Origin of the sequence: Actinomadura formosensis, from assembly GCF_050948385.1 — a bacterium.
GTDB lineage: Bacteria > Actinomycetota > Actinomycetes > Streptosporangiales > Streptosporangiaceae > Spirillospora > Spirillospora formosensis.
The window spans coordinates 1,418,861-1,437,043 of sequence record NZ_CP192011.1; the positions used below are offsets into that span (position 1 = coordinate 1,418,861).

General features: G+C 71.1%; 15 protein-coding genes. 11 read left to right on the forward strand and 4 right to left on the reverse strand.

What is annotated here, in order from left to right; genetic code table 11:
• Positions 1-12: 12 nt before the first annotated feature.
• Genes ACQP1N_RS06725 through gcvPA form a run of 4 tightly spaced genes read right to left on the reverse strand, consistent with a single transcriptional unit; the run spans position 13 to position 4,837 of the window.
• Entirely contained in the window at positions 13-771 is a 759-nt protein-coding gene (locus tag ACQP1N_RS06725; RefSeq protein ID WP_433229691.1) for an SDR family NAD(P)-dependent oxidoreductase, read from the reverse strand.
• Between the two features lie 13 nt (positions 772-784).
• The gene (locus ACQP1N_RS06730) at positions 785-1,894 is read right to left on the reverse strand and encodes an ATP-NAD kinase family protein (RefSeq protein ID WP_433229693.1); all 1,110 of its coding nucleotides are present in this window, start codon (positions 1,892-1,894) and stop codon (positions 785-787) included.
• Positions 1,895-1,901: 7 nt separating this feature from the next.
• Positions 1,902-3,476, reverse strand: coding sequence for an aminomethyl-transferring glycine dehydrogenase subunit GcvPB (gene gcvPB, locus ACQP1N_RS06735; protein ID WP_067802533.1), 1,575 nt, complete (start codon positions 3,474-3,476; stop codon positions 1,902-1,904).
• Entirely contained in the window at positions 3,473-4,837 is a 1,365-nt protein-coding gene (gene gcvPA / locus ACQP1N_RS06740; RefSeq protein ID WP_242608930.1) for an aminomethyl-transferring glycine dehydrogenase subunit GcvPA, read from the reverse strand. The genes gcvPB and gcvPA overlap by 4 nt, the downstream gene beginning before the upstream one ends.
• Before the next feature lie 113 nt (positions 4,838-4,950).
• Between gcvPA and ACQP1N_RS06745 the strand changes: the two genes are divergently transcribed.
• The 11 genes from ACQP1N_RS06745 to ACQP1N_RS06795 all read left to right on the forward strand — a co-directional run bounded on the left by ACQP1N_RS06745 (position 4,951) and on the right by ACQP1N_RS06795 (position 18,100).
• Entirely contained in the window at positions 4,951-6,300 is a 1,350-nt protein-coding gene (locus ACQP1N_RS06745; RefSeq protein ID WP_067802536.1) for an ABC transporter substrate-binding protein, read from the forward strand.
• A gap of 4 nt (positions 6,301-6,304) precedes the next feature.
• Positions 6,305-7,237, forward strand: a complete 933-nt coding sequence (locus ACQP1N_RS06750; RefSeq protein WP_207394134.1) for a carbohydrate ABC transporter permease — start codon at positions 6,305-6,307, stop codon at positions 7,235-7,237.
• Positions 7,234-8,079, forward strand: a complete 846-nt coding sequence (locus tag ACQP1N_RS06755) for a carbohydrate ABC transporter permease (protein ID WP_207394135.1) — start codon at positions 7,234-7,236, stop codon at positions 8,077-8,079. Before ACQP1N_RS06750 ends, ACQP1N_RS06755 begins: the two co-directional genes overlap by 4 nt.
• 25 nt (positions 8,080-8,104) lie before the next feature.
• A complete protein-coding gene (locus ACQP1N_RS06760; protein WP_433229699.1) occupies positions 8,105-10,117 on the forward strand; it encodes a beta-galactosidase in 2,013 nt (670 codons plus the stop codon).
• A gap of 2 nt (positions 10,118-10,119) precedes the next feature.
• A complete protein-coding gene (locus ACQP1N_RS06765) occupies positions 10,120-12,267 on the forward strand; it encodes an MGH1-like glycoside hydrolase domain-containing protein (protein WP_433229701.1) in 2,148 nt (715 codons plus the stop codon).
• A 180-nt stretch (positions 12,268-12,447) separates the two neighbouring features.
• Complete coding sequence (locus ACQP1N_RS06770) at positions 12,448-13,329, forward strand: dihydrodipicolinate synthase family protein (RefSeq protein ID WP_242608931.1); 882 nt, start codon at positions 12,448-12,450, stop codon at positions 13,327-13,329.
• 236 nt (positions 13,330-13,565) lie between these two features.
• Positions 13,566-14,717 (forward strand): branched-chain amino acid ABC transporter substrate-binding protein, encoded by a 1,152-nt coding sequence (locus tag ACQP1N_RS06775; protein WP_067802549.1) that lies wholly within the window; start codon positions 13,566-13,568, stop codon positions 14,715-14,717.
• 6 nt (positions 14,718-14,723) lie between these two features.
• A complete protein-coding gene (locus ACQP1N_RS06780; RefSeq protein WP_067802551.1) occupies positions 14,724-15,617 on the forward strand; it encodes a branched-chain amino acid ABC transporter permease in 894 nt (297 codons plus the stop codon).
• Positions 15,617-16,612 carry a branched-chain amino acid ABC transporter permease gene (locus tag ACQP1N_RS06785; RefSeq protein ID WP_067802559.1) on the forward strand — a complete coding sequence of 332 codons (996 nt, stop codon included), beginning with the start codon at positions 15,617-15,619 and terminating at the stop codon, positions 16,610-16,612. The genes ACQP1N_RS06780 and ACQP1N_RS06785 overlap by 1 nt, the downstream gene beginning before the upstream one ends.
• A complete protein-coding gene (locus ACQP1N_RS06790) occupies positions 16,612-17,409 on the forward strand; it encodes an ABC transporter ATP-binding protein (RefSeq protein ID WP_433229707.1) in 798 nt (265 codons plus the stop codon). Before ACQP1N_RS06785 ends, ACQP1N_RS06790 begins: the two co-directional genes overlap by 1 nt.
• Entirely contained in the window at positions 17,393-18,100 is a 708-nt protein-coding gene (locus tag ACQP1N_RS06795; protein WP_067802566.1) for an ABC transporter ATP-binding protein, read from the forward strand. The genes ACQP1N_RS06790 and ACQP1N_RS06795 overlap by 17 nt, the downstream gene beginning before the upstream one ends.
• Positions 18,101-18,183 lie beyond the last annotated feature (83 nt).

Below are 18,183 nucleotides of genomic sequence, written 5' to 3' on the forward strand. Positions count from 1 at the left end.
GTGATCTGTCGATCACGCCGTTCCGGCCCCGTCGACGGGGATGATCGCCCCGCTCACGAACGAGGCGGCGTCGCCCGCAAGGAACACCACCATGTGCGCGATGTCCACGGGGCGTCCGACCCGGCCGAGCGGACGGTCCGCCGCGTCCGTGTAGAACGCCTCCAGCGAACCGCCGAGCTGGCGGGCCTCCTCGGCGAGCATGCCGGTGTCGGTGTCGCCGGGGCACACGCAGTTGACCCGGATGTTCTGCGGCCCGTGGTCGATCGCCATGGCCCGGGTCATGTTCACCACGGCACCCTTGGACGCGCAGTACGACACGGCCCGCGCGCCGCCCTGGATGCCCCAGCCCGAGCCGGTGTTGATGATACTGCCGCCCCCGGCCGCGGCCATCAACGGTATCGCGGCCCGGCTCATCAACATGATCGATTTGATGTTGACGGCCATCACCAGGTCCCAGTCGTCCTCGCTGATCTCCAGGACGGTGGAGCGGCGGATGATGCCCGCGTTGTTGAACAGGACGTCCAGGCCGCCGAAGGTGTCCCGCGCGGCGGCGACGAACCGCTCGCAGTCGGCCGCGTCGGAGACGTCGCCGCGCACGAAGACCGCCCGGCCGCCCGCGGCCTCGATGGCCTTGGCGACCTGCGCGCCCGCCTCGTCCAGGTCGGCCAGCACGACCTTCGCGCCGAGCTCGGCCATCAGCTCGGCGGTGGCCCGCCCGATGCCGGACGCGGCCCCGCTGACCAGGGCGGTCTTGCCTTCGAGTGAGTTCACGTTTCGTGTCCTTTCATCGGACGGGATACATGGCGAACCTGCCGTGCCCGGTCAGCACCGGCAGGTATCCGCGCAGTTCATGGTCGAGGTCCTCGTCGCCGGTGTCGACCAGCAGCGGACGGCCGCCGAGCGAGGCGAGCTTGGCCTCGGTCGCCACGACGACGAACCGGTCCGGGCCGACGGCGCGCAGCACCGCCGGGGAGATCTGCTGGTTGCCGCGGCCGAGCAGGAAGCCCTGACCGCCGATCGGGGTCACCGCGATCCACGCCGGGGACGCCCGGACCAGCGCCTCCAGTTCGGTGGCGGACACGTCCGCCGCCGCGACCCGCCGGTCCCCGGTCAGCACGTTGACGCCCATCACGGGGACGTCGGCGCCGAGCGCGGCGGCGATGGCGCGGGTGGTGCCGCCGGGGCCGAGCACCAGCAGCCCGGACGGCCCCGTCCGGGCGGCGAGTTCGGCGGCGATGCCGGAGACCGCCGACGGGTCGGTGATCGAGCTGCCCATCTTGCGCTGCTGCACGCGCACGGGGATGTCCGGCACCCGCAGATGGCCGTACAGGCGGGCGGAGACCCGGCCGGTGCGGACGGCGTCCTCGTCCAGGTCCATCACCTCGGCCTCCCGGAGCCGCACACCGCCGGCGGCCATCAGCGCGGCCGCCTCCCCGGCGGCGCGCGGGGTGGCCCCGAACACCGCCGAGTGCATCTTCACCCCGGTGGGCACGCCGAGCACGGGGACGGTGCGGCCGACCGCGTCCAGGACGTCGCGCGCCGTCCCGTCCCCGCCGGCGAACAGCAGCAGGTCGACCTGCGGCGCGAGCACGGTGGCGGCGCGCACGGTGTCGGCCGGGGTGGTCGGGTCGCCGGGCTCGTACCGGACGTCCGGTACGAGCCCGGCGGCGGCCACGGCGTCGGCGCCCATGGCCCCGGCCGCGGTCAGCACGGTGATCTCGTCGCCGCCGAGCCGGGAACGCAGTTCGGACAGCGCCAGCGCGGCGCGCTCGGAGGCGCGCGGCGTCGCGCCGAGGGCGCGGGCCTTCTCCTGGACGGCCGCGCCGTCGCTGCCCTTGAGCCCGACCCGGCCGCCGAGCCCGGCGACCGGGTTCACCACAAGCCCGAACCTCATCGCGACCTCATGCGCCGAGGATCTTCCTGCGGTAGGCGCGCCAGGTGACCGACCAGGTGGCCGGGTCGTCCTGGACGTCCTCGCGGGCGCGGTGCACGGTGGAGCGGTGCGGGGCGGTCCGGACGGTCTCCGGGTCCTCGTACGCCTCGCGGGCCACCTCGGCGAGGATCGCGGCGTACTCGTCCAGGTCGGCCTTGGAGTAGGACTCGGTCGGCTCCAGCGTCATCGGCTCCGGGACGACGAACGGGTGGTGGCTCGTCCAGTAGTGGGTGCCGAAGTCGGCCGCGCGCAGGCCGAGGTCCTCGGAGTGCACGCCGGTCTCCTCGGCGAGCTTCTCCCAGCTGTAGCGGACCTGCTCGATCCGCGGCCGTCCCGGCGCGTACGGCGCCGACGCGCCGCGGATCTCCAGCACCTTCTTCATCAGGTAGTTGTTGTTGAGGACGGCGATCTCCGCCGCCTCCCGCAGCCCGGCACCGCCCAGCGACATGATCCAGGCGTAGGCGCGCACCAGGTTCGGCACGACGCCGTAGAACGGCCTGATCTTCCCGACCGACTCGGGCCTGTCGTCGTCCAGGTAGTAGCGGGTGCCGTCGAACTCGACGGTCGGCGTCGGCAGGTAGGGGGCCAGTGCCTCGGTGACGCCGGAGGCGCCCGCGGCGGGCCCGCCGCAGGCGTGCGGGGTGGAGAACGTCTTGTGCAGGTTGAAGTGGCACAGGTCGAACCCGGCGTCGCGGGCGCGGGTGATGCCGAGGATCCCGTTGGCGTTGGCCTGGTCGTAGGCGCACAGCCCGCCCGCTTCGTGGACGATGCGGACGAACTCCTCGATCCGCGGGTTGAAGAGCCCGGTGTCCTCGGGGTTGGTGATGAGCAGCGCCGCCGTGCGGGGGCCGACGGCCTGCTTGAGCGCCTCGATGTCGGGGTAGCCGTCGGCGTCCGGGTACAGGGTGATGACCTTGAACCCGGCCGTCTTCGCGCAGGCCGCGTTGGAGGGGTGCGAGAAGATCGTGGTGATGATCTCGTCGCGCTGCTCCGCCTCGCCGCGGGCGGCGAAGTAGGCGCGGATCATCGACACGTTGGTGTAGATCGCGGCGGAGCCGGCGCCGGGCTGGAGCGAGAACCGGTCCATGCCGGAGATCTCCCGCAGCAGCCCTTCCAGCCGGTAGATGATCTCCAGGACGCCCTGCACGGTCCGTTCGTCCTGCAGCGGGTGCAGGTCCGCGATCCGCGGGTCGCGGATGAACTGGTCGTTGACCTTGGGGCTGTACTTCATGGTGCAGGTGCCCTGGCCGACGTCGATGTTGAAGTCGACGCCGAGGTTCTCCTGGGACAGCCGCAGATAGTGCCGGAGCACCTGGGGCTGGGACAGTTCCGGCAGCGCCGGGGGCTCGGCGCGGCGCAGCGCCGCCGGGAGGGTGTCGTCCAGGGGGACGTCGGGCTCGGGCACCAGGACGCCGCGCTCACCGGGGCTGGTCATCTCGAACAGCAGCGGCTCGTCCCAGCTCGCCTGATGGAAGCGGCGCAGCGGCGGCTTCGGGGCGATCTTCGCGTCCGCGGGGGTGACGGGGGAGTGGTCGGTCTTCACTTGACGATCTCCTCCAAGAGGCCGGCCAGGCGGTCGATGTCGTCCTTGGTGTGCATTTCGGTGACGCAGTAGAGGGCCTTGTCCTCCGACAGGACCCTGCCGCCGAAGATGTCGTGCGCGAGCAGCGCCTCGTTGACCTCGGCGGCGGTCCGCGCGCCGGTGAAGGCGAGCGTGAAGTCGGCGAAGTGCGGCGCGTCCGCGTACGGCGCCTCGATGCCGGGCACCTCGGCGAGCCGGCGCAGCGCGTACCGGGTGTTCGCCATGATCGTCTCGCCGATCTCCCGCATCCCCTGCGGTCCCATCAGCGCGAGGTAGACGCCGGCGGTGATGCCGTTGAGCGCGGCGGCGGTGCCGACCCATTCGCGTCCCTCCTCCCGGACGGCGAAGGAGGTGCGCTCGTAGGCGACGTCGCCGAAGCCGTACTCGCCTTCGACGCGGGTGGGCGCGAGCCCGAAGAGCCGGGACGGGTACTCCGCGACGAACTTCTCCTCGTCGCGGGTGGCGATGAAGCCGCCGTTGAGCCCGCCGTAGGCCATGTGCAGGCCGAGCGGCTGGATGTCGCCGCAGACGATGTCGGCCCCGTAGGCGGACGGCGGCGCCACGACCCCGAGCGAGATGGGGTTGCAGCCGACGACGTACAGCGCCCCGGCGTCGTGGGCGAGGCCGGCGAGCGACGTCAGCGCGGGGTCGATGATCCCCGAGGCCGAGGGCGCCTCGGCGTACACGGCCGCGACGTCGCCGGCGGCCAGTTCGGCCTGGACGGCCGCGGTGTCCACCAGCCCGGTGTCCGGGTCGACCGGCACGATCACCAGGTCGTGGACGGGCCGGACATAGTCGTCGATCTTGGAGAGCTTGCCGGGGTCGATGGCCGTGACGAGCAGCAGCCGCCGGGCGCCGGTGATCCGGCCCGCCATGCGCAGCGCGGTGGCGGACGCCTGGTAGCCGTCGTAGACCGGGACGTTCACGACGTCCATCTCCAGCAGCTCGCCCATGAGGGACTGGTACTCCCAGAGCGCCTGGAAGCGGCCGTGGTCCTCGTAGGGCTCACCCGCGTAGGCGGTGAGGAACTCGCTGCGGTTGACGACCTCGTCCACCACGGCGGGGACGTAGTGCGGGTAGCAGCCCGCACCAAGGAAGCTCAGGGCCTCCCGGGTGCCGGTGTTGCGGGCCAGCAGCCCGCCGACATGCCGGGTCAGCTCGGCCTCCGAACGCAGCGGGGGCGGCATGTCGAGCGGGCGGCCGAACCGGATGCTCTCGGGGATGTCCGCGTAGAAATCCTCGACGCTGGACGCGCCGATCGCGGCGAGCATCTGCCGTTTGATCTCCGGCACGGAGTTCGGGATGTACGGGTGAACGCTCACGCGCGCCCTCACTTTCTCGGGTTCCTCGGGTTTTCCTGCCCCGCCCTCTTGACGAGAACACATGATGCAGTGTGCTGTATACAGCATTATCCAGATCCACCTGGGGAGGCAAGATGGCGACGAACCCCGAACGGGCGAGTCTCGGACGCCGGACCGTCCTGACCGCCGGAGTCGCCGGAGTGTTCTCGGCACTGCTCGGTGCGAGCGGCTGCGCCACCGGAGGCACCGCCAAGAAGGCGGGCCCGACGCTGAGCGCGGGCGCGGCGGCCGAGATCAAGGGAAAGATCAGCGTCTGGTCGTGGGACGTGGCGGCCAAGGCGCTCAAGCGGCTGGCCCCGGCCTTCGAGCAGCGCCATCCCGGGACGAGCGTCGAGATCGTCGACATCGGCTACGACAACGCCTACGACAAGATCACCGTCGGGCTGAAGTCGGGGAAGGGCCTGCCGGACGTCCTCACCATCGAGGGCAGCAGGCTGCCGGGCTACATCGGCGTCTTCCCGGGCGGCCTGTACGACCTGACCTCGCTCGCCGGCCCCCACAAGGCCGAGTTCGCCCCCTCCGCGTGGAAGTACTCCAGCGACGCGCAGGGCAAGGTCTTCGCGCTGCCCTGGGACAGCGGGCCGTGCGCCCTCTACTACCGCGCCGACATGTTCGAGAAGGCCGGGGTCGACCCGAACAGCATCGCGACCTGGGACGACTACGTCAGCGCGGGGGAGCGCATCAAGGCCAAGACCGGCAAGAAGCTCCTCATCATGGACCCCCAGGAGGACAGCATGTTCCCCATGCTGCTCCAGCAGCAGGGGCAGAGGTACTTCCGGGACGGGAAGGTCGCCCTCTCCAGCGAGCAGGCCGTCCGCGCCGGGACGCTGCTCAAGACGCTCGCCGACAAGGACCTGATCGCCTTCGAGAAGGGCTGGGACGGCCTGGTCGCCGGGACCAAGGCGGGCAAGGCCGCCACCACCCCCTACGCCGTCTGGTGGGCGGGCACGCTCACCGACGAGATGCCGGAGCTCAAGGGCAAGTTCGGCGTCGTGCCGCTGCCCGCGTTCGACGCCGGCGGGGTGCAGACATCCAACGACGGCGGCTCGACGCTCGCGGTCAGCGGCCACAGCACGAACGCGCGGGCGGCCTGGGCGTTCATCGAGTTCGCCCTCGCCGACACCGCCAACCAGGTGTCCATGCTGAAGAACGAGGGGCTGTTCCCCGCCTACCTGCCCGCGCTGAAGGACCCGTTCGTGACCGCCCCGCAGCCCTACTTCGGGGACCGGCCCGTCTTCAAGACCTTCGCGGAACTGGCGGACAAGGTGCCCTCGGTCGAGGACTCCAAGGACGACCCGAAGGCGCGGGACATCATGTGGCGCTCCGTCTCCGGCATCCTCCTGCACGACGACGACCCCAAGAAGGCCCTGGACTCGGCGGCCAAGCAGGTCGCCGCCGGGACCGGCCGGGCGATCGCCGGGTGACGCGGTGGCCGTCGATGTGACAGAGCGGGAGACCGGCGCCGGCACGGCGGCACGCGCGGGGGCCGCGCCGCGCCGGTGGTGGCGCCGGTCCACCCCGTGGATCTTCGCGGGCCCGGCGGCGGCGCTGCTGGTGTTCTTCTTCGCCTATCCGCTGGTGGCCGGCTTCTACCAGAGCTTCACCGCCGACCGCGACGGCGCGACGACCTGGGTCGGGATCGCCCAGTACCGCCGGATGATGTCGGACCCGGTCTTCTGGGCGGCGCTGCGCAACACCGGGCTGATCCTCATCGTCCAGGTCCCGGTCATGATCGGGCTGGCGCTGCTGCTGGCCTTCGGGCTGAACCAGTCCTGGCTGCGGTTCCGCTCGACGTTCCGCATCGCCTACTTCCTGCCCGCGGTCACCATGCTGGTCGCCTACTCGGTGGTGTTCCGCGTCCTGCTCAAGACCGACGGCGGGCTGGTCAACCAGATGCTGACCGCGGTGGGCCTGTCCGAGATCGACTGGCTGAACAGCCCCGGCTGGGCGCGGCTGGCGCTGATCGGCTCGATCACCTGGCGCTGGACCGGCTACAACGCGGTCATCCTGCTGGCCGGGCTGCAGACGATCGGCCGGGAGCAGTACGAGGCGGCGGCCATCGACGGCGCCGGGGCCGTCACCACGTATCTGCGGGTGATCCTGCCGCAGTTGCGTCCCGTCATCCTCTTCTGCTCGGTGACATCGACGATCGGGACGCTCCAGCTCTTCGACGAGAACTACGTGCTGACCGGCGGCGGGCCGGGCAACGCCACCATGACGCCCGTCCTCTACCTCTACAAGGTCGGCTTCGAGCAGCTCGACTTCGGCTACGCGGCCGCCCTCGCGTGGGTGATCGTCGTGGTCATCGGGCTGATCTCCTACGCCCAGTTCCGCTTCTTCGGAAGGGACTCATCCCGGTGAACCACATCGCGAGGGGGACGGGTCGCCTCCGGCCGGGCCGGGTGCTCTTCGTGCTGCTGCTCCTGGTCGGCGCGGTGATCAGCACGGCACCGTTCTACTGGATGGTGGTGGCCTCCACCCACGACAACTCCGAGCTGTTCCAGTCCCCGCCGCCGTTCATGCCGGGCGGCCGGTTCATGCACAACCTGGTGGAGCTGGAGCACAGCATCGGCTTCGGCCGGGTCATGTTCAACAGCGCCGGTATCGCCGTCGTCTACACCGTGCTCAGCTCGCTGATCTCCGCGATGTGCGGGTACGCGCTGGCCAAGTACCGGTTCCGGGGACGGGGGCTGCTGCTCGGCGCCGTGCTCGCGACCATGATGATCCCGTTCCAGGTGCTGCTCGTCCCGCTGTTCCAGATGATGGCGAGCCTGGGCTGGGTCGACACCTACCAGGCGGTGGTCCTGCCGTTCCTGGCCAACTCGTTCGGCATCTTCCTGATGCGCCAGGCGTTCCTCGGCTTCCCGGACGAGCTGATCGAGTCGGCCCGCATCGACGGCGCGGGGGACCTGCGCATCTTCTACCAGGTCGTCCTGCCGGTGGTGCGGCCCCAGCTCGGCGCGCTGGTCATCTTCACCTTCATGACGCAGTGGAACGCCTTCCTGTGGCCGCTGCTGATGCTCAACAGCGAGGACAAGTACACCGTGCCGGTCGCGCTGTACACGCTCATCGGGCAGAGCCACGTCGACTACGCGGGGCTGATCCTCGGCTCGTTCCTGGCGACGCTGCCGCTCATGTTGATCTTCTTCCTGTTCCAGAAACAGTTCGTGTCCGGCTTGCTGGGAGGAGCGGTCAAGGGATGAGCGAAGCGAACCGGGGGGTGCGGGGATGAGCGGACCCACGCGTGTGCCGGGGTTGCTGTACGGGGGCGACTACAACCCCGAGCAGTGGTCCGAGGAGGTCTGGGCGGAGGACGTCCGGCTGATGAAGGACGCCGGGGTCAACCTGGTGACGGTCGGCGTGTTCTCCTGGGCCCGGCTGCAGCCGGGCCCGGACACCTGGGACTTCGGCTGGCTGGACCGGCTGCTGGACCTGCTCGCCGCGCACGGCGTCGCCGCCGACCTGGCCACCGCGACCGCGTCGCCGCCCGCCTGGCTGGTCCGCGCCCATCCGGAGATCCTGCCCGTCACCGCGGACGGCGTCCGGCTGGAGTTCGGGTCCCGCCAGCACTACTGCCCTTCCTCACCGGTCTACCGGGAGTCGGCGACGCGGCTGGCCCGCAAGATCGCCGAGCGGTACCGCGACCATCCGGCGGTCGTCCTGTGGCACATCCACAACGAGTACGGCGACCACGTGACCGAGTGCTTCTGCGCCGCGTCCGCCGCCGACTTCCGGCACTGGCTGCGGGACCGGTACGGCGATCTCGCGGCGCTGAACCGCGCCTGGGCGACCGACTTCTGGTCCCAGCGCTACGGCCGGTGGGACGAGATCGAGCCGCCGCGCGCCGCCCCCGGCCCGGTGAACCCGACCCAGGTGCTCGACTGGCGCAGGTTCTGCTCCGACGCGCTGCTCGCCTGCTACCTGGCGGAGAAGGCCGTCCTGGACGAGGACGGCGGCGGCATCCCGGTGACGACGAACTTCATGTCGATGTTCAAGTCGCTGGACTACTGGGCGTGGGCGGCGCACGAGGACGTCGTGTCCGACGACGCCTACCCCGACCCGGCCGACCCGGAGGCGCACGTCGCCGCCGCGATGAACTACGACCTGATGCGCTCGCTGAAGGCGGGGCGGCCGTGGCTGCTCATGGAGCAGGCGCCGTCGGCGGTGAGCTGGCGGCCGGTCAACGTGCCGAAGACGCCCGAGCTGAGCCGGCTGTGGTCCTTCCAGGCGGTGGCGCGCGGCGCGGACGGGGTCCTGCACTTCCAGTGGCGGGCGTCGCGCGCCGGAGCCGAGAAGTACCACAGCGCGCTCCTGCCGCACCGCGGCACCGGCTCGCCGCAGTGGGACCGGACCGTGCGCCTCGGACGCGACCTCACCCGGCTCGCCGAGATCGCGGGCACCCGGCTCACCGCCGATGTCGCGATCGTCCTGGACTGGGACTCCTGGTGGGCACTGGAGTTGGAGGACCACCCGTCGTCCAGGCTTCTGCTCCGGGAGCTCACGCTGTCCTGGTACGGCACCGCGTACGCGCGGAACGTGACCGTCGACTTCGTCCCTCCGGGCGCGGACCTGACGTCGTACCGGGTCGTCCTGCTGCCGAACCTCTACCTGACGACCGACGCGACGGCCGCGTGGCTCACCTCGTACGTCGCGGACGGCGGGCGGCTGGTCTGCGGCTTCTTCAGCGGCATCGTCAATGAGCACGACCACGTGCATCTGGGCGGCTACCCGGCACCGCTGCGGGACGTGCTCGGCGTCGTGGTGGACGAGTTCTGGCCCGTCCCCGACGACGCGTCCGTCGACGTGGTGTTCGGTGACCGCCGGGTTCCGGCGACGCTGTGGAGCGAGTGGCTGGAGACCGGCACGGCGGAGACCGTGGCGGGGTACGGCTCCGGGCCGCTCACCGGCCGCCCGGCGGTCACCCGGAACGCGCACGGGGCCGGCCGGGCCTGGTATGTGAGCTGCCATCTGGGCGACGCCCTCGGGCACGTGCTGGACGAGGTGTTCGCCGACGCGGGCGTCCGCCCGGTGCTCGACGTCCCGGCCGGCGTCGAGGCCACCCGCCGCGACGGGCCCGGCGCGTCCTTCCTCTTCCTGCTCAACCATCGCGACGCCGGCACCGAACTGCCCGTCCCGGACGGCATCGACCTGCTGACCGGCACCGCCGTGCGGGGAACGCTGCGGCTGCCCCCGCTCGGGGCGGCGGTGCTCAAGACGACCCACCCCCAACCCGAGAGGTGATCATGCGGAGATCACTGCACACCCTGGCCGGGCTGACGCTCGGCTCCACCCTCCTCGTCACCGCCCTTCCCGCGCCCGCCGAGGCGGGTCCCCGGCCGGACCAGTACACCGACGTCCTCGACATGCACGGCGTCCCCTCCAACGCGCTGCCCGCCGAGGTCAACGAGATCAACGTGTTCGCCGACCGCGGCGCGTGGCACGCCTACGCCCTGCCGGGACAGGGCGACAAGGACGCCTACGGCGGGTTCTCCGGGCCGCTCTACATCGCCCAGGAGTACCCGTGGTGGCTGAGCAAGGCGTTCAGCCGCATCCGGCTGAGCGAGAACGGCCGGGACATCGACCTCGGCGCCGCCGGCGCGCCCCGCCTCACCGCGCTTCCCGGGATGCTGCGGCAGGTCTACGACCTGCCCGGCCTGCGGCTCACGCTGGAACTGCGCTTCGCCTCCGGGCACAGCGCGCTCGTGCGCGCCTACGTCGCCAACACCGGAACCAGCCCCCGGACGTTGCAGGTCGGCTGGAGCGGATCGCTGCTGCGCCCCGACACCGAGCCGATGAAGAGCGCGCCGTCCCTGCACGCCACCGCGCGCGGCGTCGCGGTCGGTTTCGCCCGGGTGCGCGAGCAGTGGGACTACCTCACCGACGGCACCGAAAGGTTCGAGGTCACCCACGCCGCCCCGGTCCGCACCACCGTCACCGGGGACTCCTACCGCACCGACCTGGCCCGGCCGCTCACCGTCGCGGCGGGCCGCTCGTCCGCGCTCACCTGGACCGAGACCTACACCTTCACCGCCGCCGAACGCGAGCGGGAGGCCCCGGCCGTCCGGAACCTGCTGCGGCGCCCCGGCGCGGCGATCGACGACACGGACGCGCGCTGGCGCCGGTACGTCGCCGCCGTCACGGACGACGTGCCCGCCGGACGGCGGCGGCTCGCGGTGAAGGCCCTGGAGACCCTGGTCACCAACTGGCGCGGCCCGGCCGGGCGGCTGGAACACGGCGGCATCACGCCGTCCATCTCCTACAAGTGGTTCACCGGCGGTTTCTGGGCCTGGGACACCTGGAAGCAGGCGGTCGGCGTCGCCCGCTTCGACCCCGCGCTCGCCGAGTCGCAGATCAGGTCGATGTTCGACCACCAGATCACGCCGGACTCGGCGACCCGGCCGCAGGACACGGGGATGATCCCCGACTGCCTCTTCTACAACGATCCCGCCCGCGGCGGCGGCAACTGGAACGAGCGCAACACCAAGCCGCCGCTGGCCGCCTGGGCGGTCTGGGAGACCTACCGGCGGAACGGGGACGTCGGGTTCCTGCGCGAGATGTACCCGAAGCTGGTCGCCTACCACGACTGGTGGTACCGCACCCGGGACCACGACCACGACGGCCTGGCCGAGTACGGGGCGACCGTCGATCCGGCCAACGCCACCCCCGAGGACCGCCGGCAGGCCGCCGCGTGGGAGAGCGGCATGGACAACGCTCCCCGCTTCGACGCCGCCCTCGGTACCGGGGTCGTGGAGAACCGGGACGCCGCCGGACGTGTCGTCGGTTACTCGCTGAACCAGGAGTCCGTCGACCTCAACGCCTACCTCGCCGCCGAGAAGGGGTACCTCGCGGCGATCGCGCGGCGGCTCGGGGACGGGGCGGCGTCCCGGCGGCTGACCGCGCAGGCGCGGACGCTGACCACGGCGATCCGGACGTCGATGTACGACCCGGAGACCGGGTTCTTCTACGACATCGACCTCGCGTCGGGCCGGCGCCTCGTGGACCGGGGCCGCGGCATCGAAGGCGCCATCCCGCTGTGGGCGGGCGTCGCGACCGGGCAGCAGGCCGCCGCCGTCCGCGGCAGGCTGACCGACCCGGGCGAGTTCGCCACCGCGATGCCCTTCCCGACGGTGTCGAAGAGCTCGCCGTACTTCGCCCCGGAGAAGTACTGGCGCGGCCCCGTCTGGCTCGACCAGGCGTACTTCTCACTGAAGGGCCTGCAAAGGTACGGCTACGGTGCCGACGCGTCCGCTCTGGCCGGCCGCCTGCGCGGTTCGGCGGCGGGCCTGCTCGGCGATGGGCCGATCATGGAGAACTACAACCCGCTGACGGGCGCGGCCCTGAACTCCACCAACTTCAGTTGGTCGGCGGCGTTGCTGCTCGCCTTGGAGTGACGGTCTGACCTGAAAGGGCGTCCCGCCGGGCCTTCTGGTGCCCGTGGCGGGGCGCCCTTCGCGGCGTTCCCTCCCACCCCCCTTCCTGACCTGCAGAAAAAGATGTGTTAGGCGCCCTCAACCCCTTGACGGGAGCAATGTCCGGATTGTGCAATGTCACATGCCATACGGAGGGACGACATGAAATCCTGGCACGGCGTCATCGTTGCCACCGCATTGCCTTTGCGCGACGACCTTACGGTCGACTACGAGCGTTACGCGGAACACGTCCGCTGGTTGCTGGACGAGGGCTGCGACGGTGTATGCCCGAACGGGTCGCTGGGGGAGTACCAGAGCCTGACGCCCGAGGAGCGGGCGCAGGTGGTGCGGACGGCCGTCGAGGTCGCGGGGGGCGACCGGGTGATCCCCGGAGTCGCCGCCTACGGTGCCACCGAGGCGCGGCGCTGGGCCGAGCAGGCCGCCGAGGCGGGGGCGGGCGGCGTCCTGCTGCTGCCGCCGAACGCCTACCGCGCGGACGATCACATCACGGAGGCGCACTTCGCCGAAGTGGCCCGTGCCGGCCTTCCGATCATCGGCTACAACAACCCGCACGACACCCGGGTCGACCTGACCCCGCCGCTCCTGGCGCGGCTCTATGAGGCCGGCCACATCGTGGCGGTCAAGGAGTTCAGCGGCGATGTGCGCCGCGCCTACCAGATCGCCGAGATGGCACCCGGCCTCGACCTGCTGATCGGCGCGGACGACGTCGCCCTCGAACTCGCCCTGGCGGGCGCCAAGGGCTGGATCGCGGGCTTCGCGAACGCGCTGCCGCGGGCGTCGGTCGCGCTCTACCGGGCCGCCCTGGACGGCGACCTGGACAAGGCGCGGGCGATGTACCGGACGATGCATCCGCTGCTGCGCTGGGACTCCCGGACGGAGTTCGTGCAGGCGATCAAGTTCTCCATGGACCTCGTCGGGCGGTACGGCGGACCCTGCCGCGCCCCCCGGCTGCGGCTGGCTCCGGAACAGGAGAAGGCCGTGCGAGCCGCCACGGAGGCGGCGGCGCCCCTGGAGGGGCGCTGAACATACCGGACTCCGGTTCCGGACCATAACCGAAACCGCTGTCGAACACGGGAAACCCCCCGACGCGACGGCCGACCGGGAGAGCCCGACCGGGCGACCTCCCAGCGCGCACCCCTGCTCGAAGCGCACAGCTGACGCGTCCACGCCGCGGCTGACGTCGCCGACCGGCACGTCCGCCTCATCCGGCGTCCCCGAAACACCTCAACCAGCCCTACCTCTGAAGGGGGAAGATCCCGATGAAGAAGATCGCACTAGGCGCCGTCCTGGGGGCGGCGACCCTCGCCGTGTCCGCCTGTGGCCAGGGAGTCCTCGGCTCCGACAAGACCGACGACTCGGGCCCGATCGCGCTCGGCATGGTGGTCCCGCTGTCGGGCAGCAGCGCCGACATCGGCCCGTACATGAAGAACGGCGCGCAGATGGCCATCGACGAGATCAACGCCAAGGGCGGTGTTGACGGACGCAAGCTGCAACTGCGGGTCGAGGACGGCGCCTGCGACCCGAAGACCGAGGTCGCCGCGGCCAACAAGCTGATCGCCGCGAAGATCGCCGTCTCGGTCGGCGGTTACTGCTCGGGCTCCGCGCTGCCGACCCTTCCGCTGTTCGACCGCAACAAGATCCCGATGATCATTCCCGCGGCCAACTCCACCGAACTGGTCGAGCAGAAGCTCAAGCACGTCTTCCTGATCAACGGCACCGGCGACCAGCAGGCCGCGGCGGCGGTGAGCTGGATGGGCAAGGACGGCGCCAAGAAGGTCGCCGTCCTGCACGACAACACGTCCTACTCCAAGGACATCGCGACCCGGACCGCCACCGGCCTCGACCAGCCCGGCGGGCCCGACAAGGCGGCGCTGGACGCCGTCACCCCGGGCGAGAGCGACTACTCCGCCAACATCGCCAGCGTGCTCAAGACCAAGCCCGACTTCGTCTACTGGACCGGCTACTACCAGGAGGGCGGGCTGATCCTGCGGCAGCTCCGGCAGGCCGGTTACACCGGCAAGTTCATGGTGGGGGACGGCTCGGTCGACGCCAAGCTCATCAAGATCGCCGGAGACAAGGCGGCGGAGGGCGCCTACGCCACGATGACGCAGACCCCCGACACGATCGAGGGCGCGGGCGGCTGGGTGGCCAACTACAAGAAGAAGTTCGGCGCGGAGCCGGGCCCGTACTCGACCCAGTCCTACGACGCGGTCCGGGTGGCCGCCGAGGGCATCACCAAGGCCGGCGGCACCGACGGTGACAAGGTCGCGAAGGCACTGGAAGCCATCGACGGGTTCCCGATCTTCTCGGGCCCGCTCAAGTTCACCCCGCAGCACACGCTCAGCAACGGAGGTTTTGTGATCCTGGTGGTCAAGAACGGAGCCTTCACGCTGCGCGACGCACTGAAGTAGGAGACTATGTCGCAGCTGATCTGGAACGGGCTGTTCGTCGGTTCCTTCTATGCGCTGGTCGCCCTCGGCTACACCATGGTCTACGGGATCATCAAGCTGCTCAACTTCGCCCACGGCGACCTGTACATGCTCGGAGCGTTCACCGGGTTCGCCATGCTCGGCGCCATGGGCGGCCTGGTGCGCTCCTCCTCCCTGGTGGCACTGCTCGTCGTGCTCGTGCTGACCATGGTCACCACCGGGCTGGGCGGCCTGGTCATCGAACGGGTGGCCTACCGCCCGCTGCGGGGGATGCCCCGGCTGTCGCTCCTGATCACCGCGGTCGGCGCGTCCTTCGCGCTGGAGTACGGGACGAGGATCGCGGCCGGGCCCAACCCGCGGGTCTACCCGGTGCGGCTGGACGGCGCCGCCGTCGACGTGCTGGGCGCCCGGGTGACGATGCAGCAGCTCGTGCTGATGGCCGTCTCGGCCGCGCTGATGGTGGCGCTCGCGGTGTTCATCGGGCGGACCCAGCAGGGCCGGGCGATGCGGGCGATCGCGCTCGACCCGAAGGCGTGCCTGCTGATGGGCATCAACGTGGACGCGATCATCGCCCGCACGTTCTTCATCGGTTCCGCGATGGCCGGGGCGGCGGGCGTGATGGCCGGCGGCTACTACGGGAAGATCGATTTTCTGATGGGGTTCATCATCGGCCTCAAAGCGTTCACCGCCGCCGTCATCGGAGGCATCGGCAACGTCCCCGGCACCATGCTGGGGGCCCTGGTACTGGGGCTGCTGGAGTCGTTCGGCACCCACTGGGTGGGCGGCGAGTGGCGGGACGTCTTCGCGTTCGGCTTCCTCATCCTCTTCCTCACCGTGCGGCCGACCGGGCTGCTCGGTGAGCGGGTTACGGAGCGTGTGTGATGACGGCCGTGCCGGACCGGGCGAAACGTCCCGGACCCACCATCGTCACGCGGCTCATGGAGAACCGCCATCTCGGCTGGGCGGCCCTGGCGGTGGGCCTCGTCGCCCCGTTCGTCATCGCGACGCCGTACGCGATGAACATCATGACCAGCGCGGTGATCTTCGTGATGCTCGCGGTCGGGCTGAACATCGTGGTCGGCTACTGCGGCCTGCTCGACCTCGGGTTCGCCGCGTTCTTCGCGGTCGGCGCCTACACCAGCGGCCTGCTGGCCACCCGGCTGAGCTGGCCGCTGCTCGCGACCGTGCCCGCCGTGATCATCGCCACGGCGCTCGCGGGGGTCATCATCGGCGGGCCGACGCTCCGGTTGCGCAGCGACTACCTCGCGATCGTGACCCTCGGTTTCGGGGAGATCGTCCGCATCATCGCCAACAACCTGGAGGTCACCGGCGGGCCGTCCGGCATCTACGGCATCCCGGGGCTGTTCGGTGCCGAGGCCGCCGACCCGGTGGTGTTCTACTACGCGGCACTGGTCATCGTCGCGGTGGCGGTCCTGCTCGCCGCCCGGCTGGGGCGGTCGCGGCTCGGCCGCGCGTGGCGGTTCGTCCGGGAGGACGAGGACGCCGCCGAGGCCATGGGCGTCCACACCTACCGGATCAAGATGGCCGCCTACATCGCCGGGGCGATCTGGGGCGGGCTCGCGGGCGTGCTGTTCGCCGCGCAGCTCTCGGCCATCTCCCCGGCGAGCTTCACGTTCCTGCAGTCGGCGCTGGTGCTGATGGCGGTCGTGCTCGGCGGCATGGGCTCCACCCCCGGCGTGGTCATCGGCGCCGTCGTGATCAGCCTGCTGCCCGAGATCCTGCGCGACCTGGCCGACTACCGGTTCTTCGTGTTCGGGGTCCTGCTGATCGTGATGATGATCGTCCGTCCGCAGGGGCTGTGGCCGCACCGGTCACGGGAGACCGCCCGGACCGCGGCCCGATCGGGGGAGTCGTAATGCTCGAAGTCAGCGATCTGCGGCTCGCCTTCGGCGGCGTCCGTGCGGTCGACGGCCTCACCTTTCAGGTCGGCGCGAACGAGATCGTGTCCGTCATCGGCCCCAACGGCGCGGGCAAGACCTCCGCGTTCAACTGCGTCACCGGCTTCTACCGTCCGACCGGCGGCCGGATCACGCTGAACGGGACCGACATCACCGGCCGCCGGCCATCGCTGATCGCCGCGCGGGGGCTGTCGCGCACCTTCCAGAACCTGCGGGTCTTCGGTGACCTGTCCGTGCTGGACAACGTGCGGGCCGGTACCCACCTCTGGCTGCGGCAGCGGGTCTTCGACGTGCTGCTGCACACCCCCCGCTACCGGCGCAGCGAGCAGGAGGCCACCGACGAGGCGCACAAGTGGCTCGACTTCGTCGGGCTCCGCGGCGACCGGGCCGGGCTGGTGCGGAACCTGCCGTACGGCGAGCAGCGCCGGGTCGAGATCGCGCGGGCGCTGGCCCGCAGGCCGTCCCTGCTGCTGCTCGACGAGCCCGCCGCCGGGCTCAACCATTCGGAGAAGGCCGAACTGCTCGGCCTGATCCAGCGGATCCGTGACCTCGGCATCGCCATCGCGCTCATCGAGCACGACATGGGCCTGGTCATGGAGGTCTCCGACCGGATCGTCGTCCTCGACTACGGCAAGGAGATCGCCGACGGTACCCCGGCCCAGGTCCGCGACAATCCGGCGGTGATCGAGGCATACCTCGGGCGGGAGGCCGGCCCGGAGGAGACCGAGGAGGTGCGCGGTGCTCGAACTGACTGACCTGAAGGTGAACTACGGCGGCGTGACCGCGTTGCGCGGCCTGTCGCTCACCGTCCGGGAAGGCGAGACCGTCGCCCTGCTGGGCAACAACGGCGCCGGGAAGACCACGACCCTGTCCGCCATCTCGGGCCTGGTCCGCCTGGCCGGCGGCGACATCAAGTACCAGGGGGAGTCGGTGGCCGGGGAGCCGCCGCCCGCGATCGTGGCGCGCGGCCTGGTGCACGTGCCCGAGGGGCGGCGGATCTTCAGCACCCTGACCGTGCACGAGAACCTGCTGCTCGGCGGGTACCTGGTGCGGGACGGCAAGGAGCTGGCCAGGCGGCTGGAGCGGGTCTACGAGCTGCTGCCCCGGCTCGCCGAGCGGCGCGGGCAGGAGGGCGGCACGCTCTCCGGCGGCGAGCAGCAGATGCTGGCCATCGGCCGGGCGCTGGTCGCCGGGCCGAAGCTGCTGATGCTCGACGAGCCGTCCATGGGCCTCGCGCCCCTCGTCGTCGCCGCGGTCATGGAGGTCATCCACGACATCAGCGCGGAGGGGACGGCGGTCCTGCTGGTGGAGCAGAACGCCAGGGCGGCGCTCGAGATCGCCCAGCGCGGGTACGTGATCGAGAACGGCCGCTGCACCCTGGAAGGGCCGGCCGCCGAACTGTCCGCCGATCCACGCGTGGTGGAGGCGTACCTGGGCAAGGTCTGAGCCTGGCGGGCGGCCACGGTCATCGGCCACGGTCATCGGCGCCGGCACGGGGGTGCCGGCGCCGACCGGCGCGCGGGACCTCG